Here is a 20,398-nt window from a genome sequence, read left to right on the forward strand (position 1 = left end):
GGCCCGCCGCTTTTTTCATCTGCTGCCGTTTCATGCCTGCCTAAGGAAGACCGATGAGCACGACCAGCACGCCATTGTCCGGCGTCAACCATCCTCTCAAGGGAATCAGCTTCATTCTCCTGGCGACCTTTCTGTTCGCCAGCCACGACACCCTTTCCAAGTACCTGTCCGGGTTCTACCCGGTGATGCTGGTGGTCTGGGCGCGCTACCTGGTGCATACCCTGCTGATGAGCTGCATTTTCATGCCGTCGTCCGGCCTGCGGGTGCTGCGTACCAAGCGTCCGCTGTTCCAGATATTGCGCGCCCTGGCGCTGCTCGGCACCAGCCTGCTGTTCACCAGCAGCCTGCTGTTCATTCCCCAGGCCGAGGCTACGGCGGTCAACTTCCTGGCGCCCTTGCTGGTGACTGCGCTGTCGGTGCCGCTGCTGCGCGAGCAGGTCACCCGGGGCCAGTGGATCGCGGTGATCGTCGGCTTTTCCGGGGTGCTGATCATCATCCACCCCGGTGGCGAGCTGTTCACCCCGGCGATCCTGCTGCCGTTGTCCTCGGCGCTGTGCTTTGCCCTGTACCAGCTGCTGACCCGGCTGGTCAGCCCCTATGACAGCCCCACCACCAGCAACTTCTTCGCCGGGCTGTTCAACACCCTGGTGATGAGCGCACTGGTGCCGTTCTTCTGGGTGACCCCGGAACTCAAGCACTGGCCGTTCCTGCTCGCCCTGGGCGGTTGTGGCATGGCTGCCCACCTGCTGCTGACCCAGGCATTCCGCTACGCCGCGCCGGCGATGCTGGCACCGTTCAGCTACTGCCAGATCGTATTTGCCGGGCTGCTGGGCTGGCTGGTGTTCTCCCACATGCCGCCCCTCGATGCGCAGGTCGGCATCGCCATCATCTGTCTCAGCGGCCTGGCCGCTGCCTGGCAGCAACGCAAGCGTTGAGGCGCTGATCGGAGCGGCCCATTCTCGATTGGCGTTACGGCCAGCAAGCAGCCCTGCAAAAACAAAGGCCCGGTGACGTTCGCCACCGGGCCTTTGCCTTGCCTGCCGGGTTGATCAGTCTTTCAGGTCCGGCACTTCCCGCGGTGCCATGAAGTACATCCAGGTCAGGGCGATGAAGTACATCGACGGAATCAGCATGAACAGAATGCTGTAGTTGTTGTTGGTGGCGGTGAGGACCGCCCCCACGATCTGGGTCATGAACATGCCACCGATCGCCGCGCACATTCCGCCGAAGCCGAACACCGTGCTCATCAGGTGCTTGGGCGTGTAGTCCATCACCAGGCTCCAGATGTTCGCGGTCCAGGCCTGGTGCGCGCCGACCGCCAGGGCGATGGCCAGTACCGCGACCCACAGGCCGCTGGCGTTGGCGGCGAACACCACGCTGCAGATGGTCAGGGCGAAGGTCAGCATCGACACCAGGCGCGCCTTGCTGGGCTTCATGCCGCGACCGATCAGCCAGGACGACAGCACGCCGCCGCCGATGCTGCCGAAGTCGGCGGTCAGCCAGATGAGAATCAGCGGGATGCCCATTTGCGTCACGCTGATGCCCAGGCTGTATTGCTGGTTGAGAAACGGCGGCAGCCAGTACAGGTAGAACCAGAACACCGGCGCGGTGATCGAGTAGGCCAGGGCGAAGGCCCAGGTGCCGCGCATCTTGAGAATGTGCGAGAACGGCACCTTGACCGGCTCGGGCTCTTTCGCCTGGTTGATGTAGTCCAGTTCGGCCTTGCTGACGGTCGGGTGCTCTTCAGGGTTGTAGTACTTCAGGCGCCAGGCCACGACCCAGAACAGGCCCAGGAAACCCATGGCCAGGAATGCCGCTTGCCAGCCCCAGACGCTGAGGATGATGGGCAGCAGGGCGGGGGTGATCATCGCACCGACGTTGGTGCCGGCGTTGAAGATGCCGGTGGCGACCGCACGCTCGCCGGCCGGGAACCACAGCCGGGTGGTCTTCACGCAGGCCGGGTAGTTGGCCGCTTCGGTCAGGCCGAGGATGAAGCGGCAGACCATGAAACCGACTGCCGAGGTGGCCAGGCCGTGGGCGCCGGTGGCGACGCTCCATAGCAGCACGGCGAGGAAGAAGGCGCGCTTGACGCCGACCTTGTCGATAAAGCGACCCTGCAGCAGGAAGCCGACGGCATAGCCGACCTGGAACCAGAAGTTGATGTTGGCGTAGTCCATGGTCGTCCAGCTCATTTCCTTGGCCAGGATAGGCTGCATGACACCCAGGGCGGCGCGGTCGATGTAGTTCAGGGTGGTGGCGAGAAACACCAGGGCGAGCATGCCCCAGCGGGTCTTGCCCACGGCCATGGCGCCGCGGATCTTGTCGCCGATGCCGGCGCGTGCAGCGCTGGCCAGGGGGTTGGTCTGTGTGTTGAGCATGATGGTTCGATCATCCGTTCCAGGACTGCGCCATGGGCGCCAGCCGGACTGAGAAACAACTCGCTGTACTGCAGACCGTCAGGCCGGTTCTGTGTCGTCGCCATCGGGGCCTTGGACCCAGGGGCGTGGCGCAGGGGCTGACGCGAGGAGCGAGCGCGCAAGAATGCTGCAGGCGATCCGCGTTGACCAGTTAAATGGTCGAACAGGTTCGTCTGTTGGAAGTCTCAGTGGGTGGAAGCGTGCGTGCGGGAGAGTCGGGGAGGGCGCGCATGAGCAGTATCCTGTTCTTGAAATTGTTATGGAGGTTCATCGGGCACAGCGACAAACAAGGCAGAACGAGACGAAAGGGTCAGGCTGATTCGTCACACTGCGAAACAGATGTTGTGCGTTGCGCAAATCGCCGTCAATCAAGCATTTTGGGTTTTGTTCGATAAACGAACGAAAAACTAACCGGTTCGTACATAACAGGTTGCCTGTGACAGGCGGCATGCGAATACTGAAAACTTGCCCGTTCTGCGTCCAGGCCCTTGGCCTGGCAGGCGGCGCGATCCAGTGGCGGCCCCTGAGCCGCGCTCGTCCAGGAGTACAATAATATGCAGCGTTCCATTGCCACCGTTTGCCTGAGCGGTACCTTGCCTGAAAAGCTCGAAGCCATCGCCGCGGCCGGTTTCGACGGTGTCGAGATTTTCGAAAACGACCTTCTGTACTACGACGGCAGCCCGCGTAACGTGCGGCAGATGTGCGCCGACCTGGGCCTGGCCATTACCCTGTTCCAGCCGTTCCGCGATTTCGAGGGCTGCCGCCGCGACCGCCTGCAGCGCAACCTCGACCGTGCCGAGCGCAAGTTCGACCTGATGCAGGAGCTGGGTACCGACCTGGTGCTGGTGTGCAGCAACGTCGCCGCTGACTCCCTGGGCGAGCGCAGCGTGCTGCTCGATGACTTGCACCTGCTGGCCGAACGCGCCGATGCCCGGCGCCTGCGCATCGGCTATGAGGCACTGGCCTGGGGACGGCACGTGAATACCTGGCAGCAGGTCTGGGACCTGGTGCAGGCCGTTGACCATCCGGCACTGGGCGTCTTGCTCGACAGCTTCCACACCCTGTCGCTGAAGGGCGACCCCAGCGCCATCGCGCAGATTCCCGGTGACAAGATCTTCTTCGTGCAGATGGCCGATGCACCGCTGCTGGCCATGGATGTGCTGGAGTGGAGCCGGCACTTCCGTTGCTTCCCCGGGCAGGGCGAGTTCGACCTGGCGGGCTTCCTCGCACCGATCCTGCGCAGTGGCTACACCGGCCCGCTGTCGCTGGAGGTATTCAACGACGGTTTCCGCGCCGCACCGACCCGCGCCAATGCCGCCGATGGCTTTCGCTCGCTGCTTTATCTGGAAGAGAAGACCCGTCAACTGCTGGCCGAGCAGGATGCGGCGGTCGAGCCGCAACTGCTGTTCAATCCGCCGCCGGCCAGCCCGCTGGACGGTATCGAGTTTCTCGAATTCGCGGTCGACGAAGACCACAGCGCACGCCTGCAGGGCTGGCTGGAACGCCTGGGTTTCGCCCGGTTGGGTAAGCACCGCTCGAAGGCGGTGAAGCTCATGGGGCAGGGCGATATCCGTATCGTGCTCAACGCCGAACCCTATTCCTTTGCCCACGGTTTCTTCGAAGCCCATGGCCCGTCGCTGTGCGCCACGGCCTTGCGCGTCGCGGATGCACCGCAGGCCCTGGAGCGGGCGCGGGCCTTCAAGGGCCAGCCGTATCGCGGCCTGGTCGGTCCCAACGAGCGCGAGGTGCCAGCGGTGCGAGCGCCGGACGGCAGCCTCATCTACCTGGTGGACCGCGCCGAGCCGGGGCAGTCGATCTACGACAGCGACTTCGTCATCGACAGCGCCGCCGTGCCCCAGGGCAGCCTGCAGCGTATCGACCACATGGCCATGGCCCTGCCGGCCGACAGCCTGGACAGCTGGGTGCTGTTCTACAAAGGGCTACTGGACTTCGAGGCCGACGATGAAGTGGTGCTCCCCGACCCCTATGGGTTGGTGAAGAGCCGCGCACTGCGCAGCCGCTGCAGCAGCGTGCGTCTGCCGCTGAACATCTCGGAGAACCGCAACACGGCCATCTCCCACGCGCTGTCCACCTATCGCGGCTCTGGCGTGCATCACATCGCCTTCTCGTGCGAGGACATTTTCGCCGAGGTGCGGCGTGCCAAGGAGGCCGGTGTGCCGCTGCTGGAGATTCCGCTGAACTACTATGACGACCTGGCGGCGCGCCTGGATTTCGACGATGAGTTCCTCAGCGAACTGGCCTACTACAACGTCCTTTATGACCGCGACAGCCAGGGTGGCGAGCTGTTTCACGTGTACACCGAGGCGTTCGATGGGCGCTTCTTCTTCGAAATCATCCAGCGCAAGAACGGCTACGCTGGCTATGGCGCGGCCAACGTACCGGTGCGCCTGGCCGCCATGGCCAAGGCCCGCAGCGGCGCCGCGCCCAAGGCCCGCCTTTAGGGCGCTTGTCTGCCCCCGCCGCCCGGCACGTACCGGGCGTTGGCGGTGGGCTTCCACGCACCGGCGCAGGGCTTCATAATCGCCGGCTAAACCGTGCTCGTGAGCCAATAATGAATACAATGACCGACTCCGCCGCGCCGCCTGCCGACACGCTGCGCAAGAGCCGCAAGAACAACCCGGAAAAGACCCGCGAAGACATCCTTCAGGCGGCCGTCGCCGAATTCGTCGCCCGTGGCCTGTCCGGGGCGCGGGTCGATGCCATCGCCGAGCGCACCCGCACATCCAAGCGGATGATCTACTACTACTTCGGCAGCAAGGAAGAACTCTACGTCCAGGTGCTGGAGAAGCTCTACGGCGACATCCGTACCACCGAAGGGCACCTGCACCTCGACGACCTGGAGCCCCACGCGGCGATCCGTCGCCTGGTGGAGTTCACTTTCGATCACCATGACCGCAACGTCGATTTCGTGCGCATCGTGTGCAACGAGAACATCCTCAATGGCGAGAACGTCAAGCAGTCCGAGGCCATCCATGCGCAGAGCCTGAACATCATCCGCACCCTGGACGCCATCCTGCGGCGCGGCGAAGCCAGTGGGGTATTCCGCGAAGGCGTGGATGCGGTGGACCTGCACATGCTGATGACTTCGTTCTGCTTTCATCGCGTGTCCAATCGTCACACCCTGGGGGCGATCTTCAAGATCGAACTGGCTGACGAACAGGTCAAGCAGCGCCACAAGACCATGATCTGCGACTCGGTGCTGCGTTACCTGCAGCGTTGAGTACAAGGCCGTGCCCCGCAGCTTGCCGGGGCGCGACCGGGGCGGTTCAGGCCGGCATGGAATGGAAGTGCGCCATCATCCGTTCGGCGTCAGCGGCCTGGCCGGTGAACAGTTCGAATGCCTTCACCGCCTGGAACACCGCCATGGTGGTGCCATCGAGGGTGCGGCAGCCCAACTGACGGGCCTGGCGCAGCAACTCGGTTTCCAGCGGGAAGTAGATGATGTCCGCGACCCAGAGTCCGCCGTGCAGCAGTTCGCCGGGCAGGGGCATGCCGGGCAGCTTGGCCATGCCCACTGGCGTGGTGTTGACCAGGCCGTCGGCGGCAGCCAGGGTGCTGGCCAGGTCATGACCCACCTGGGCACGGCCGCTGCCGAAATGCGCGTTGAGGTTGTCGACCAGGGCGCGGGCGCGCTCGCTGTCCACTTCGAAGATACTCAGGCGTTCGACGCCTTCGCTCAGCAGTGCGTGGGCCACAGCCGCGCCGGCACCTCCGGCACCCATCTGCACCACCAGGCGACGCGCAGCGCCGTCCAGTCCGCGCTTGAAGCCCTCGCCGAAGCCCAGGCAATCGGTGTTGTGGCCGATGCGCTTGCCATCCTTGAACACCACGGTGTTGACTGCGCCGATGCCACGGGCCTCGGCCGATAGCTCATCGAGCAGCGGAATTACCGCCTGCTTGCAGGGGAAGGTGATGTTCAGACCAGTGAAGCCGCTGGTGCGTGCGCCTTCGAGCAGGTTGGGCAGGGCGTGGCTGTCCAGGCCCAGCGCATCGATGTCGATCAGCCGGTACAGGTAGCGCAGGCCTTGTGCGTCGCCCTCATGCTCATGCAGCGCCGGGGTGCGCGAAGCCTGGATGCCGGCACCGATCAGGCCGACGAGCACGGAAGGTCGTTGAATCTGGCTCATGGGAAACTCTCTTGTTGTTGTACAGCACCGTTCGGGCTGAGCGCCCGCGTGGGTGCAGGATGCGTGTCGAGGAATGTACCAGATGGTTAATAGGCGCGCATGGGGCGTTCCAGAGCCTGCCGCGGAATCTGTTCGCTGATCGCCCAGTCTGCGTTTGGCCGACGGCAGTCGCCTGGCGCGCAGGCTTCAGGGATAATCGGCGCTTTTCGAGCATACCGAGCCCACGCATGACCGATTCGCCGTTCAACCCCGCCCGGCATCAGGCCAGCACCCTGTGCCTGCCTCCTGGCCCATGGCACACCGTGCTCGACTGCCTGTGCGCACGCTTTCCGGCGATCGACCGGGCGCAGTGGCTGGATCGCTTTGCCAGGGGGCGGGTGCTGGATGCCGACGGTCAGCCGATCAGCGTCGCGCTGGGCTATCGCGAGGGGATGAAGGTGCATTACTTTCGCGAAGTGGCCAACGAGATGCCGATTCCGGTGCAGGAGACCGTCGTGCATGTCGATGAGCATCTGGTGGTCGCCGACAAACCGCATTTTCTGCCAGTCATTCCGTCGGGCGAGTACGTCGAGCAGACCCTTCTGCGGCGCCTGATCAAGCGCCTGGACAATCCGCACCTGGTGCCGCTGCATCGCATCGATCGACACACGGCGGGCATCGTGCTGTTCTCCGCCCACCCGGGCAGTCGCTCGGCCTACCAGGCGCTGTTTCGTACCCGGAACATCGACAAGTACTACGAAGCCATTGCACCTGCCTTGCCGCACCTGGACTTTCCTCGCGAGCACGCCAGTCGCCTGGTGGATGGCGAGCCGTTCTTTCGCATGCAGGAGGCTGACGGCGCGCCCAATACCCTGACTCGCCTGGAGGTCCTGGAACGTCAGGATGCCTGGTGGCGCTACGGGCTGTTCCCGGTCACCGGCAAGAAGCATCAGTTGCGTGTGCACATGGCGGAACTGGGGGCGCCGATCCGGCATGACGCGTTCTATCCGCAGGTCGACAAGGTGCTCGCAGAAGACTTCCAGCGGCCCTTGCAGTTGCTGGCACGCGGGCTGCGCTTCAAGGATCCGCTCAGTGGCGAGGACAGGGTGTTCGAGAGCCGTTTGCGGCTGGAATTTCAGTAGGCGAGGCGGGCGAGGCGGGGAGGGCGAAGCGTTCGAAGCACACTTCGCCCGGCAGGTAAGGCTTACAGGTCCTTGACGGTACGCACCTGATCCTTGTTCACGCGGGTCTTCTTGCCATCGAGTTGCTGAAACTCGTAGAAACCGGAATCTTCGTCGAACTTGGGCGTGTCGACAGTCTGGATCTCGCGCCCGTCATTGAGGGTGATCACGGTTGGCGAGGCACAGCCGGCCAGCGAGGCAAGCCCCAGAGCAAGCAGGAAGGCGGCAGGAAGGGTCTTGTGTTTCATGGCTGTATCTCCGGATGGATGCTGGTTACAGACGACTAAGACGTGCAGCTTAGTCGCAAGTTCCCGGGGTTGGTCAATGGTCCGGCGCAGGGTCGGCCTGGCGCAGCAGCTCGGGCGTATTGAGATTGGCCAGCCGTGGGTCGCCTTCGGCACATTGCAGCGCCACTGGCCGCAGGGGTTGCAGCGCGCGACGCGGACTGCGCTCGCCACGTTGCCAGGCAGCCTCCAGCAGCGCCGCATGGCAGGTGGGAATGATGCACAGCAGGGGCTGCCAGTGCTCGCCCTCACGGACCATCACCGGTTGTCCGGGATGTTCTGCCGCCTGGCGGCGCAGCTCGTCGCACAGTTGGCGGTCGAGCTGTGGTACGTCGCAGGGCAGCACCAGCAGGAAGTCGTGACGGGCCATCGGCAGGGCGGCACGAATGCCTGCCAGCGGGCCATGGAAGCCCGGCTCGGCATCGCCCACCAGGCGGTCGGCGTAAGGCTGGTAGCGCGCCTGGTTGCGGTTGCAGGAGATGATCAGGTCGTCGGTCAACGGGCGCACCAGGGCGTGCAAGGTCTCCACCAGCGGCTTGCCGCGCCAGCTCAGCAGGCCCTTGTCCTGGCCGCCCATGCGTTGGCCCTGGCCGCCGGCCAGCAGAAGGATCGAGCAGGGTGGCAGGGGGCGGGCAGGTGTCGTGCTGGGCGGCATGGAGCGTCCGGTTCGGCGGTGGTGAGCAGCGCTGTGGTATAACACCGGCCTGCCCACTCCACAACCGGATCTCGTGTTCATGAGCGTCAAGCCCGATACGCCTTTTGTCCCTCTCAACATCGCCGTGCTCACCGTCAGCGATACCCGCACCCTGGAAACCGACAGCTCCGGGCAGATGTTCGTCGACCGCCTGAGCGCCGCCGGCCACGGGCTGATCGCCCGCGTGCTGCTCAAGGACGATCTGTACAAGATCCGCGCCCAGGTCGCCACCTGGATCGCCGACGATGACGTACAGGTGGTACTGATCACGGGGGGGACCGGCTTCACCGGTCGCGACAGCACCCCTGAAGCGGTGGCCTGCCTGCTCGACAAACAGGTCGATGGTTTCGGCGAACTGTTCCGGCAGATCTCGGTGCCGGATATCGGCACCTCGACCATTCAGTCCCGCGCACTGGCCGGCCTGGCCAATGGCACCCTGGTGTGCTGCCTGCCGGGCTCGACCAACGCGGTGCGTACCGGTTGGGACGGCATCCTCGCCCAGCAACTGGATTCGCGCTTTCGCCCGTGCAACTTCGTGGCCCACCTGAAGAAAGCCGAGCCCTGCGGCACGCGGGGCTGAGCGATGCTGATTCCTGTCGAACAGGCCCTCGCCAGCCTGCTGGCCAGCGCTGCCGCCAAGCCCATTGAAAGCTGTGAAACCCTGCCCTTGGCGCAAGCCCAGGGGCGCGTGCTGGCGCATGAGGTCATCGCCGGCCTGGACCTGCCGCCCTGGCCGAACAGTGCCATGGATGGCTATGCCTTGCGGGTTGCCGACGCGGGCGGTGCGCCGCTGGTGGTCAGCCAGCGCATCTTCGCCGGCCAGGCGCCTGAGCCGCTGCAGCCAGGCACCTGCGCGCGCATCTTCACCGGTGCGCCGCTGCCTGAAGGCGCCGATTGCGTCGAGATGCAGGAAAACGCCGAGCTGCTCGACGACGGTCGGGTGCGCCTGTTGCAGGCGCTCAAGCCCGGGCAGAACATCCGCCCTCAGGGCCAGGAATCCCGTGTCGGTGACCGGGTGCTGGCAGCCGGTACCCGCCTGGGGCCGGTGGAGCTGGGCCTGCTGGCCTCGCTGGGTATCGCCGAGCTGGCGGTGATCCGTCGCCCGCGGGTGGCGGTGCTGTCGACCGGCGACGAGTTGGTCGAGCCGGGACAGCCGCTGGGGCCGGGGCAGATCTACAACAGTAACCGCACTGTGCTGTGCAGTTGGCTGCGGGCGCTGGCCTGCGAGGTAGTGGATGCCGGGATCCTGCCGGACGATCTGGACCTGACCCGCCAGGCGCTGGCCGGTCTTGGCGACGTCGACCTGATCCTGTCTTCCGGCGGCGTATCGGTGGGCGAGGCGGACTTTCTCGGCCAGGTCTTGCGCGAGGAAGGCGAGCTGGCGCTGTGGAAGCTGGCGATCAAGCCGGGCAAACCGCTGACCTTCGGCCATTACAAGGGCGTGCCGGTGCTGGGCCTGCCTGGTAACCCGGCTTCGACCCTGGTGACCTTCGGTTTGCTGGCCCGGCCTTACCTGCTGCGGCGCCAGGGCGTCGAGGCGGTTGCGCCGCTGCAGTTCCAAGTGCCAGCGGGATTTGCCTGGAACAAGCCGGGCACTCGGCGCGAATACCTGCGCGGCCGTCTTGAGCAGGGGCGTGCGGTGCCTTACGGCAACCAGAGTTCCGGGGTGCTGCGCAGCGCTGCCTGGGCCGATGGATTGATCGAGGTGCGCGAGGGGGCGGTGCTGCTGGAGGGCGACCCGGTGGCGTTCATTCCCTTCAGCGAACTGCTGGGTTGAGTGCGCCATGGTGAGCCGTGAACGCATGAGCTAACCTCACACTGGCTGACAAGTTGGGCCCTGGAGCATGCCCTGGAGTATTGTTATGCAGTCTTTGCGTGTGGCCTGTGTCATTCCCACCTATAACGGACGTCGCGATCTCGAACGCTTGCTGGACTCGCTGCAGCGCCAGAGCGCGACGTTCGACACCCTGATCGTCGACTCCAGCTCCAGCGATGGCAGCCGCGAGCTGGCACAGTCACGCTGCGCCAACGTGGTGGTCATCGACAGCCGCGAGTTCAATCACGGCGGCACGCGGCAGATGATGGTCGAGCGCTTCGAGCATTACGACGTGTATGTATACATGACCCAGGACGCCTACCTGGAGCAGCAGGACGCCATCGCCAACATCCTGCTGCCGTTCGCCGACCCCAGGGTCGGCGCGGTCTGTGGCCGGCAGCTGCCGCACAAGGATGCCAACCTGCTGGCCCAGCATGCGCGGCTGTTCAACTACCCGCCGGTGTCACGTATCAAGACCCTCGACGATGCCCCGCAACTGGGGATCAAGACCCCCTTCATGTCCAATTCCTTCGCCGCCTACCGCCGTGATGCGCTGATGGCCGTGGGTGGATTTCCGCGTCACGTGATTCTTTCGGAAGACATGTACGTGGCGGCGAAGATGCTGCTCGGCGGCTGGAAGGTCGCCTATGAAGGCTCGGCGGTGTGCCGGCATTCGCACAACTACAGCCTGGCCGAAGAGTTCCGGCGCTACTTCGACATTGGCGTGTTCCAGTGCCGAGAGGCCTGGATCTATGAGCACTTCGGTGGCATCGCCGGCGAGGGCATGCGCTATGTGAAGTCGGAGCTGGCGTATATCGGCGTGCGGCGCTGGTGGTGGTGGCCGGCATCGATCCTGCGCAACGCGCTGAAGCTGGTCGCCTACAAGCTGAGCCGCCAGGAACGGCGCCTGCCCAGCCGCTGGAAGAAGCGCCTGGGCATGTACAAGCGTTTCTGGGACAGCCCCTACGCCTGACCGCCGTCCGCAGTGCACGCTCGAAGAGCAATCCAGGCCTCGACACATTTGCGTCTGGTGCACTTATAAACTGCCAGAATGTCAATTTTCCTGAACGCCAGCGCTCTTTAGACTGCCCGGGTATCCAATGACCCGGATTGTCCGTACATGACCTCCCTTGCCACGCCTGCCCTCGCCGAAGCGACACGGCCCGTTGCCCCCGCCGCCCCGGCGTTCGGTCTTGAGCGGCTGATCGGCCTGCTGGGTGTGTTGCTCGCGGTGCTGGTGGCGGGCATCAACGAGGGTGTCACGCGGATCGCCATGGCCGATATCCGCGGCGCGATGTTCATCGGCGCCGACGAGGCCAGCTGGCTGATCGCCTGGTATTCGGCCAGTTCGGTGGCGGCCATGGCCTTTGCGCCCTGGTTCGCGGTGACGCTTTCGCTGCGGCGCTTCACCTTGGGCGCGATCAGCGTCTTCGTGGCATTGGCGCTGCTGTGTCCGTTGGCACCGAACCAGGAAAGCCTGCTGGTGCTGCGCGTGCTGCAGGGCCTGGCGGCCGGCTGCCTGCCGCCGATGCTGATGACCGTGGCACTGCGCTTTCTGCCGCCACCGATCAAGATCTTCGGCCTGGCCGGCTACGCACTGACCGCCACCTTCGGCCCGGGCCTGGGGACGCCACTGGCTGCCTTGTGGGTCGAGTATTTCAACTGGCAATGGACGTTCTGGCAGGTCATCCCGCCCTGCCTGGTGGCGATGCTCGCGATCTCCCATGGCATCGTCCAGGATCCGCCGCGTCTCGAACGCTTGCGCCGTTTCAACTGGCGCGGCCTGCTGCTCGGCCTGCCGGCGATCGTCATGACCGTGCTGGGGCTGTTGCAGGGCAACCGTCTGGACTGGTTCGAGTCGTCGCTGATCAGCTGGCTGCTCGGCGGCGGCCTAGTGTTGATGGGGCTGTTTCTGATCAGCGAATGTTTCGTCGAGGTGCCGTTCTTCAACTTGCGCCTGCTGGCGGGGGGAAACCTCTCGCACGCCTTGCTGACCCTCGCCGGGGTGCTGGTGGTGCTCAGTGCCGTGGCCTCGATACCGTCAGCCTACCTGGCCCAGGTGCATGGTTACCGGCCCTTGCAGACGGCGCCGCTGACCCTGCTGGTGGCCTTGCCGCAGTTGCTGGTGCTGCCGCTGGTGGCCGCGTTGTGCAACATCCGCCGGGTGGACTGCCGCTGGGTGCTGTGCCTGGGTCTGTTGCTGCTGGGGCTGCATTGCGCGCTGGCGATGCAGATGACCTCGGCGTGGATCCGCGACAACTTCTACCTGCTGCAAGTGCTGCAGGTGTTCGGCCAGCCGATGGCCGTGCTGCCGTTGCTGATCCAGTCCACCAGCGGTATCGCGCCGCCCGACGGGCCGTTTGCGTCGGCCTGGTTCAATACCGTGCGCGGGCTGTCCACGGCGCTGGCCACCGGCTTGCTGGAGGTGCTGACCACGCGACGCGAGCATTTCCACTCGACCCACCTGGTCGACCGGCTCGGCAATGCCCCCTGGCTCGCCGCCGGTGAAAACACCCAGGCCCTGGCGCGGCGCCTGCACGAACAGGCTGTGGTGCTGACCAGTGCCGACCTCTATTACTGCATGGGCTGGCTGGCTGTCGCCCTGATCCTGCTGATTCCGGTCATGACCCGGCGCGTATATCCGCCGCGGGCATCGAACTGACTTTTTTCGGAGAGACCCCATGAAACTGACGTCCCGGCAGACCCTGACGGTCTGCGCAGGCGCCATCCTGGTCACTGGCCTTGGCCTGTATGCCCTGGCCGGCCAGGGTGACCGACAAAGCACCAACGATGCATTCATCGCCGCCGACTACTCGGTGGTGGCCCCCAAGGTGTCCGGTTTCATCAGCCAGGTGCTGGTGGAGGACAACCAGGCGGTCAAGGCCGGACAAGTGCTGGCACGCATCGATGACCGTGACCTGCAGGCGGCGCTGGCCGCTGCCGAGGCCGAGCAACAGGCCGCCGTGGCCCGGCGTGATGAAATCCGTGCCTTGCTGGAACGCCAGGATTCGGTGATCGCCCGTGCCCAGGCGGCGCTCAAGGCCAGCCAGGCGGCCGTGACCTTCGCCGCACAGGAGCGCACGCGCTACGAGCACCTGGCCGGTGCCGGGGCCGGTACGCTGCAGAACGCCCAGCAGGCGCGCACTCGTATCGAGACCGCCAATGCCCAGCGCACCAGTGCGCAGGCCAGCCTGGAGGCAGAGCGCAAGCAGGTGGATATTCTCACCGCACAATTGCACAGCGCCGAGGCTGCCTTGCAGCGTGCCGGCGCAGCGCTCGACCAGGCGCGCCTGCAGCTGTCTTATACGCAGATCGTCGCGCCTGTCGACGGCATGGTTGGCGAGCGTGCGCTGCGTGTCGGCAACTACGTGATGCCCGGCACCCGGCTGTTATCCGTGGTGCCGCTGCAGCAGGCCTATGTGCTAGCCAACTTCCAGGAAACCCAATTGACCGATGTCAGCGTCGGGCAGCCGGTGGACTTGCGCATCGACACCTACCCCGGCGCAGTGCTCAAGGCGCATGTCGACAGCATCGCCCCGGCCACCGGCGTGACCTTCGCTGCCGTTCGGCCAGACAACGCCACGGGTAATTTCACCAAGGTGGTGCAGCGTATTCCGGTGAAGATCGTTCTGGAGCCGGACCAGCCCCTGGCGCGCAAGCTGCGCGTCGGCATGTCGGTCGAGGCAAGCATCGAAACCTCCGCCGCACCCACTGGCCAGCCGGTGGTGGCGCGATGAGGCCGCTGGTGAGTATCGGCCTGGCCCTGCTTGTCTGCGCCACGATCACGGGCTGCCAGGTGGGCGAGGACTTCCAGCGCCCATCGTCCGCATCGTACGTGGAGTGGTTGCCGCAGCAGGGTGAACAGGCGGTGAGCCGTCCGGTGAGCGCGCCGATCGATGCGCGTTGGTGGGAGGTCTTCCACGACCCGCTGCTGTCTTCGCTGATCGATCGCGCCACGGCGTCCAACCTCGACCTGCGCATGGCCGCCATGCGCTTGGAGCAGAGCCGCGCGGCGTACCGGGTGACCGCCGGTGAGCGGCTGCCGAAGGTCGACGGCCAATTGGGCTACCAGCGTAAGCGCAACAGCGCCAAGGGCTTGAATGACCCCTCCGGCGAGCAGGGGCGGGCGCCGTTCGAACAGTGGGATACCGGCGTGACCGCCAGTTGGGAGCTGGATATGTGGGGGCGTGTGCGGCGCCAGAACGAGGCCGCTGGCGCCCAGGTAGAAATGGCCGAGCACGACCGCCGCGCCGCGCAACTGGCGCTGCAGGCCGAGGTGGCACGCCAGTACCTGGCCCTGCGCGGCGTGCAGAACAGCCTGGCAGTGACTCGCGAGAACCTGGAGCTGGCACGCAACAGCCTGAAGTTGTCTCAGGTGCGCCTGCAGGACGGCGTGGCCACCGACCTGGACGTCGCCGAAGCGGCTGCGGAAGTTTCCGGCATGGAGTCGCGCCTGCCGGTGCTGGAGCAGCGCCAGGCACAACTGATCAATGCGCTGGGGTTGCTGTTGGCCCAGGCGCCTCGCGCCTTGCAGAGCGAATTGCAGAAACCGGTACAGATGGCGGCGGTGCCGGTGCAGATTCCCGTGGGCCTGCCGTCAGAGTTGGCCGAGCGACGCCCGGACATTCGCCGCGCCGAGGCTCGCCTGCATGCCGCCACGGCCAGCGTCGGCGTGGCCAAGGCGGATTTCTATCCGCGCATCACCTTGTCCGGCAATGTCGGCTTGCAGGCCTTGCAGCTGTCGGACCTCGGCAGTTGGGGTGCCCGGCAGTTCGCTTTCGGCCCGCAACTCAGCCTGCCGATCTTTGAGGGTGGGCGTCTGCGCGGCCAGTTGCAAATGCGTGAAGCCCAGGAGCAGGAGGCGGCACTGGCCTACCAGCAGACGGTGTTGCGCGCCTGGCAGGAGATCGACGACGGCATGAGCCTGTACAACGCCAGCCAGTTGCAGCAGCGCAAGCTGCAGGAGGCCGTCAATCACAACCAGGCGGCCTTGCAGACGGCCAGACGGCAGTATGTCGCAGGCGCGGCGGACTTTCTCAATGTGCTGTCGGTGCAGCGTGCGCTGCTCAGTACCCAGCAGCAGTGGGTCGAAAGCTCGACCACCCAGGCTCAGGCGCTGGTGGCGCTGTACACGGCGCTGGGCGGTGGCTGGTAGCCTGGCTCAGGGCTTGATGGCAGCCTGTTCGTCAAGGCGGTCGGCCTCGAACAGCTGTTCCAGTTCCTTGCGCGCCTCGAGGGCGGTCTGCAGCACCTTGGCCGCATCGTCGTAGACCTCGTGCTGCGCGGCCAGCACCTCCTCGTCGTGGCGCTTGAAGCGCTCGATGCGGGCATCGGCCTGGGCCTGCGACAGCCCCAGGCCGAGCAGGGTCTGGCGACCCATCTCCAGGCTGGAGTGGAAGGTCTCGCGCACGGCGTGGGCGCCGACGTCGATCAGCTTGTGCACGTGCTGGCGGTTGCGCGCCCGGGCGATGATCTTGATGTGGGGGTAGAGCTTGCGCACCAGTTCGGCGGTCTTGATGTTGGTGTCCGGGTCATCGGTGGCGATGACGAAGAACTCCGCTTCATGAGCCTTGGCCGCACGGAGGATTTCCGGACGCAGCGGGTCGCCGTAGAACACCGGTACATTGCCGAAGCTGCGGGTGAACTCGATGGTTTCCACCGCCGTGTCGAGCGCTACGAAGGGGATGTGCTGGGCGCGCAGGATCCGCGCCACGATCTGCCCCATGCGGCCCATGCCGGCGATCACCACACGCGGGCTGTCGGTATGGATGTCGCGGTATTCCTCCGGCACCGGGGTGGCCTTGGCGCGCGGCTTGAGCCAGCGGGCCAGGACCATGAACAGCAGGGGCGTGATGGCCATCGACAGGGTGATGGTCAGTACCAGAATGTCGTACACCCGGCTTTCGAACAGGCCCTGGGCACTGCCGAGCTTGAACACTACGAAGGCGAACTCTCCGCCGGCTGCCAGCACCAGGCCCAGTTGCAGGGCGCTGGGGCGTTGCAGGCCGGCCGCCATACGACCGATGAAGAACAGCAGCGGCAGCTTGATGGCGACCAGCAGCAGGGTCAGGCCCAGTACGATCACCGGTTCGCGCAGCAACAGGCTGAGGTTGGCGCCCATGCCCACGCTGATGAAGAACAGGCCCAGCAGCAGGCCCTTGAAGGGCTCGATCTGTGCTTCCAGTTCATGGCGGTATTCGGAGTCGGCCAGCAGCAGGCCGGCCAGAAAGGCGCCCAGGGCCATCGACACGCCTGCCAGCTCCATCAGCCAGGCGGTGCCGATTACCACCAGCAGGGCCGTGGCGGTAGACACCTCCTGGATCTTGGTGCGTGCCACGATGCGGAAAACCGGGCGCAGCAGGTAGCGGCCGCCGATCACCACGATGGCGATGCTGCCGACCACTTCCACGGCATGGTTGAGGTTCTCCCCAGGGGCCAGGTTCTGGCTGGCACCGGCCAGCACCGGTACCAGGGCAATCAGTGGAATGGCGGCAATGTCCTGGAACAGCAGGATGGCGAACGCGGTCCGCCCGTGCGGGCTGGCCAGCTCCTTGCGTTCGGCCAGGCTCTGCAGCCCGAAGGCGGTCGATGAAAGGGCCAGACCCAGGCCCAGCACGATGGCCGTATTCAATGGCTGGTCGAAGGCCAGCAGGGCGACGCCGCCGATCACCACGCCACACAGCAGCACCTGCAGCATGCCGACGCCGAACACCGCCTTGCGCATCACCCAAAGACGTTTAGGCGACAGCTCCAGGCCGATGATGAACAGCAGCAATACCACCCCAAGCTCGGAAATATGACTGACACTTTCCGGATTTCCGATCAGCCCCAGCACCGAGGGGCCGATGATGACCCCGGCGAACAGGTAACCGAGCACGGAACCCAGTTGCAGGCGCTTGGCCAGGGGCACGGTCAGGACGGCGGCTAGAAGAAAGACGACAGCGGCCTGGAGCAGGCTGCCTTCATGGGCCATGGTGAAACTCCTTGCTGGGCATCGGGCTCAGGCCTTGCGCCTGAATGGAGCGCGCATTAAACACAGGCGGCGGGAGCAGGGCAACGCCGTTGGCGTCGCACCGAGCCGGCGAGTCGTGCCGACGGCGACCTATCGGCGTAACATAGGCAGGCTTTGGTGTAGCCTTGCGCTGCCTGTATCGAACCGATGGAAATCCTCATGAGCAATAAACAACGTCTGATCTACTCGATCCTCATCGCCCTGGGCGTACTGGCCATTATGCTGGGCCTGACCCATCTGCAGACGGCTGGGGTCATTAGCGAGAAAACCTTCCAGTACATCGCCATCGGCGTGGCCGTGCTGGTGGTGGTCCTCAACGGCATCATGCGCCGCAAGGTCCGGCGCTGAGTCAGCCGCAAACCGTGCTCAAGGCACTGTCGACCCAGGGTCGACGTCCAGCCAGTCCAGGGCGCGGGAGTGCAGCGAGTAGGTCTTGTCGTCGCCCAGCACGATCACGCCCTCGTCGCACAGGCGCTTGAGCACTTCACGCACGCTCAGGAAGGACAGGGGCACGTCCAGGCGTACCAACTGGCTGTGAATGCCGCGCACACCGAGGGCCTGGCCTTGGGTGCTGGCGGCCAGCAGTGTATCCAGCACCTTGAGCCGGACCAGGCTGGTGCGCAGCCCGAAGGCCTTGAGCAGCGCCCTGATCTGGTCATTGCTGCCGCGCTCCTGGTCAGGCGCCGCAGCGGTGTGCCGTGCGGCGTTCGTCGTCTGCCTCAGCATGGCGCGGGTGGTGTTTCCTTGGCGGTTGAGCATGCACAAACTCCCTTTCAGGCGCGTATCTTTTTCGGTTCACATTCAATAAGACGAATGAGTGCGCGAAAACCACATCGGCGCCAGGCAAAAAATATTCGCCTGAACCCCAATAACCCCCGCTCCTCCCTTGTGGCGGGGGGCTGTGGCCGTTCATGAAAGATTATTCAGAATGTGTACGAGCGATGATTCGACCCTGCCCCAGAGTGGGTGCGAGCCGAGAACGCACCATTCGTCGCTCGCTGGCTTGCCGATCAGGGAAAACTCGAATACTGTATGTGTATACAGTATTCGAGGGTTTCGATGATGTCTGCCAAGTTCCTTCCCCAGTCTGTTTCCAGCGAGTCACGGTATAGCAGCCTTTTCGAAGAGATGCAGCGTGAAGACTTCCTGGCGCTTGCAGCGGCCATGCGGCGCTTCAATCTCTTCGAGTCGCAGCTGGCCATGGCCGATGCGCTGGGTCATCCGGGTGAGTCCCGTCCTTTGCCAGAGTTGGAAGAGGTCCGTCGCATCGCCTGACGGGGCCAGGTAGGGCCGGGGTGCCGAGCTGGCACCCTGCGTGCTTTGTAATCCTGCTTGTTCGAAAATATATGAAACGTATATGATTCATTTATTTCCCGGCAGGAGCACCCCATGGGTCTCGTCAAGATTTCCGAGCACATGCACGCCAATGTGCGTTGTGCCAGCGCAGCATTCAGCCGTTCGATCAATGCTCAGGCTGAGCACTGGATGCGGGTCGGCATGCTGGCTGAACTCAATCCGTCCCTTTCCTATAGCGATATCTGTCAGTTGCTGCTCAATGCCGAAGGTAACGGCGGTATGGCGGCGGGCGTGCAGGTCCTGGATGCGGCTATTGCTGTCAAGGCGGCCTCATGAGCCGTGGTATTTCCATCAAGACCGAGCAGGATCTGGCTGCGCTGCGCATCTCCGGTCGTCTGGCGGCCGATGTGCTGGCGATGATCGCGCCACACGTCAAGGCAGGCGTCAGCACGCAGGCGCTGGACGACATCTGCAATCGCTACATCGTCAATGAACTGAAAGTGATCCCAGCCAACGTCGGTTATCACGGCTTCACCAAGACCACCTGCATTTCGCCCAACGCCGTGGTGTGTCATGGCATTCCCTCGGCGACCGACATACTCAAGGATGGCGATATCGTCAATATCGACGTAGCGGTCATCAAGGATGGCTGGTACGGCGATACCAGCCGCATGTACCTGGTGGGGGAGGTCAGTCCTCTGGCCAAGCGTTTGGTAGACACCACCTACGAGGCGACCTGTGCCGGTATTCGTGCCGTGCGCCCGGGCGCGACCCTGGGGGATATCGGTCATGCAATCCAGACGGTGGCGCACCGGGAATGCTTCAGCGTGGTGCGTGAGTACTGTGGTCATGGTATTGGTCGGGTCTATCATGAAGAGCCCCAAGTGCTGCACTACGGCTCGCCAGGCAAGGGATTGCGGCTCAAGCCGGGCATGGTGTTCACCATCGAGCCAATGATCAATGCTGGCAAACCCGGTACCCGCACTCTCGATGATGGCTGGACCGTGCTGACCCGTGACCTGTCGCTCTCGGCGCAGTGGGAGCACATGGTGGCGGTGACCGAGACCGGCTACGAGCTGCTGACGCCCTGGCCGGATGGCACTGGCGACTATCCCGCCGTCTGACCGTCGGGATTCAGCCCAATAGCCTGGGTCTTGCGTCTTGCGACGTTATGGCCCAGCAAGCCTGCGGGGCAGATCAGTCTTCCGCTGGCAGCGTCCAGAACAGCTGTACGCCACCATCATCTCGCCAGGCCAGGGTCACGTTGTCATTTTCGGCGATTTCTTCCAGCAAGCGCCCCCAGTCTTCGTCCAGATCGCCCGCCTGGCGCAGCAGCAGGGCGGTGCGTGCTTTCTGCGCAGTCGGAGAGTTGATGATCTTCTGGATGCGCATGCCGAGACGTTCATACGAGCCGGGCAGGGCGGCGGTCGCTGCGTTCTGTTGTGCCACGTGAGTGCTTCCTGTTTTGCTGTATGCACATACAGTATTTGAATGGTCTGGCTTTGGCAATCCTGATCATGGCTCGGTGGCGGGAGCCTGTTGAACCTCATCAGGCTTTTGGCTTCAAAGGT

Annotated in this window: 21 protein-coding genes; 14 read left to right on the forward strand and 7 right to left on the reverse strand. The window is 64.6% G+C overall.

The annotated features are described in order from the left end of the window. Positions 1-53: 53 nt before the first annotated feature. Complete coding sequence (locus QZ497_RS21200) at positions 54-935, forward strand: DMT family transporter (RefSeq protein ID WP_295479241.1); 882 nt, start codon at positions 54-56, stop codon at positions 933-935. Positions 936-1,049: 114 nt separating this feature from the next. Here the strand turns inward: QZ497_RS21200 and QZ497_RS21205 are convergent, their stop codons facing one another. Then, on the reverse strand, positions 1,050-2,378 hold the full coding sequence (locus QZ497_RS21205) for an MFS transporter (protein WP_295479244.1): 1,329 nt from the start codon (positions 2,376-2,378) through the stop codon (positions 1,050-1,052). A 593-nt stretch (positions 2,379-2,971) separates the two neighbouring features. Here QZ497_RS21205 and quiC point away from each other — a divergent pair. Then, positions 2,972-4,879: a 3-dehydroshikimate dehydratase QuiC gene (quiC, locus tag QZ497_RS21210; RefSeq protein ID WP_295479247.1), complete on the forward strand. Its 1,908-nt coding sequence runs from the start codon at positions 2,972-2,974 to the stop codon at positions 4,877-4,879. A gap of 110 nt (positions 4,880-4,989) precedes the next feature. Beyond that, on the forward strand, positions 4,990-5,658 hold the full coding sequence (locus QZ497_RS21215; RefSeq protein WP_295479250.1) for a TetR/AcrR family transcriptional regulator: 669 nt from the start codon (positions 4,990-4,992) through the stop codon (positions 5,656-5,658). Between the two features lie 46 nt (positions 5,659-5,704). On the opposite strand, the gene QZ497_RS21220 is transcribed toward QZ497_RS21215, so the two are convergent. After that, positions 5,705-6,556, reverse strand: coding sequence for a shikimate dehydrogenase (locus QZ497_RS21220; RefSeq protein WP_295479454.1), 852 nt, complete (start codon positions 6,554-6,556; stop codon positions 5,705-5,707). Between the two features lie 236 nt (positions 6,557-6,792). Between QZ497_RS21220 and QZ497_RS21225 the strand changes: the two genes are divergently transcribed. Further along, positions 6,793-7,686, forward strand: a complete 894-nt coding sequence (locus QZ497_RS21225; RefSeq protein ID WP_295479253.1) for a pseudouridine synthase — start codon at positions 6,793-6,795, stop codon at positions 7,684-7,686. A gap of 62 nt (positions 7,687-7,748) precedes the next feature. On the opposite strand, the gene QZ497_RS21230 is transcribed toward QZ497_RS21225, so the two are convergent. After that, entirely contained in the window at positions 7,749-7,973 is a 225-nt protein-coding gene (locus tag QZ497_RS21230) for a YgdI/YgdR family lipoprotein (protein WP_295479256.1), read from the reverse strand. Positions 7,974-8,046: 73 nt separating this feature from the next. Then, positions 8,047-8,664 carry a molybdenum cofactor guanylyltransferase MobA gene (gene mobA / locus QZ497_RS21235; RefSeq protein ID WP_295479259.1) on the reverse strand — a complete coding sequence of 206 codons (618 nt, stop codon included), beginning with the start codon at positions 8,662-8,664 and terminating at the stop codon, positions 8,047-8,049. A 79-nt stretch (positions 8,665-8,743) separates the two neighbouring features. On the opposite strand from mobA, the gene moaB reads away from it, so the two are divergent. The 6 genes from moaB to QZ497_RS21265 all read left to right on the forward strand — a co-directional run bounded on the left by moaB (position 8,744) and on the right by QZ497_RS21265 (position 15,674). Then, a complete protein-coding gene (moaB, locus tag QZ497_RS21240) occupies positions 8,744-9,283 on the forward strand; it encodes a molybdenum cofactor biosynthesis protein B (RefSeq protein WP_295479262.1) in 540 nt (179 codons plus the stop codon). Positions 9,284-9,286: 3 nt separating this feature from the next. Beyond that, entirely contained in the window at positions 9,287-10,480 is a 1,194-nt protein-coding gene (gene glp, locus QZ497_RS21245; RefSeq protein WP_295479265.1) for a gephyrin-like molybdotransferase Glp, read from the forward strand. Between the two features lie 85 nt (positions 10,481-10,565). Further along, entirely contained in the window at positions 10,566-11,492 is a 927-nt protein-coding gene (locus QZ497_RS21250; protein WP_295479268.1) for a glycosyltransferase family 2 protein, read from the forward strand. A gap of 147 nt (positions 11,493-11,639) precedes the next feature. Further along, positions 11,640-13,181, forward strand: coding sequence for an MFS transporter (locus QZ497_RS21255; protein WP_295479271.1), 1,542 nt, complete (start codon positions 11,640-11,642; stop codon positions 13,179-13,181). Positions 13,182-13,200: 19 nt separating this feature from the next. Next, complete coding sequence (locus QZ497_RS21260) at positions 13,201-14,256, forward strand: HlyD family secretion protein (RefSeq protein ID WP_295479274.1); 1,056 nt, start codon at positions 13,201-13,203, stop codon at positions 14,254-14,256. After that, positions 14,253-15,674, forward strand: coding sequence for an efflux transporter outer membrane subunit (locus QZ497_RS21265; RefSeq protein ID WP_295479277.1), 1,422 nt, complete (start codon positions 14,253-14,255; stop codon positions 15,672-15,674). The genes QZ497_RS21260 and QZ497_RS21265 overlap by 4 nt, the downstream gene beginning before the upstream one ends. Before the next feature lie 6 nt (positions 15,675-15,680). Here QZ497_RS21265 and QZ497_RS21270 read toward each other — a convergent pair whose 3' ends face one another. Further along, on the reverse strand, positions 15,681-17,492 hold the full coding sequence (locus QZ497_RS21270) for a monovalent cation:proton antiporter-2 (CPA2) family protein (RefSeq protein WP_295479280.1): 1,812 nt from the start codon (positions 17,490-17,492) through the stop codon (positions 15,681-15,683). Between the two features lie 198 nt (positions 17,493-17,690). Between QZ497_RS21270 and QZ497_RS21275 the strand changes: the two genes are divergently transcribed. Further along, positions 17,691-17,879: a hypothetical protein gene (locus tag QZ497_RS21275; protein ID WP_295479283.1), complete on the forward strand. Its 189-nt coding sequence runs from the start codon at positions 17,691-17,693 to the stop codon at positions 17,877-17,879. Positions 17,880-17,897: 18 nt separating this feature from the next. On the opposite strand, the gene QZ497_RS21280 is transcribed toward QZ497_RS21275, so the two are convergent. Beyond that, positions 17,898-18,290 (reverse strand): Fe2+/Zn2+ uptake regulation protein, encoded by a 393-nt coding sequence (locus QZ497_RS21280; protein ID WP_295479286.1) that lies wholly within the window; start codon positions 18,288-18,290, stop codon positions 17,898-17,900. 303 nt (positions 18,291-18,593) lie between these two features. On the opposite strand from QZ497_RS21280, the gene QZ497_RS21285 reads away from it, so the two are divergent. The 3 genes from QZ497_RS21285 to map all read left to right on the forward strand — a co-directional run bounded on the left by QZ497_RS21285 (position 18,594) and on the right by map (position 19,951). Beyond that, the gene (locus QZ497_RS21285) at positions 18,594-18,806 is read left to right on the forward strand and encodes a hypothetical protein (RefSeq protein ID WP_295479289.1); all 213 of its coding nucleotides are present in this window, start codon (positions 18,594-18,596) and stop codon (positions 18,804-18,806) included. A gap of 114 nt (positions 18,807-18,920) precedes the next feature. After that, positions 18,921-19,163: a ParD-like family protein gene (locus tag QZ497_RS21290; RefSeq protein WP_295479292.1), complete on the forward strand. Its 243-nt coding sequence runs from the start codon at positions 18,921-18,923 to the stop codon at positions 19,161-19,163. Next, positions 19,160-19,951: a type I methionyl aminopeptidase gene (gene map, locus QZ497_RS21295; RefSeq protein WP_295479295.1), complete on the forward strand. Its 792-nt coding sequence runs from the start codon at positions 19,160-19,162 to the stop codon at positions 19,949-19,951. The genes QZ497_RS21290 and map overlap by 4 nt, the downstream gene beginning before the upstream one ends. Before the next feature lie 73 nt (positions 19,952-20,024). On the opposite strand, the gene QZ497_RS21300 is transcribed toward map, so the two are convergent. Next, positions 20,025-20,276, reverse strand: a complete 252-nt coding sequence (locus QZ497_RS21300; RefSeq protein WP_295479299.1) for a DUF1654 domain-containing protein — start codon at positions 20,274-20,276, stop codon at positions 20,025-20,027. Positions 20,277-20,398: the final 122 nt, after the last annotated feature.

Source organism: uncultured Pseudomonas sp. (assembly GCF_913777995.1).
Lineage (GTDB): Bacteria > Pseudomonadota > Gammaproteobacteria > Pseudomonadales > Pseudomonadaceae > Aquipseudomonas.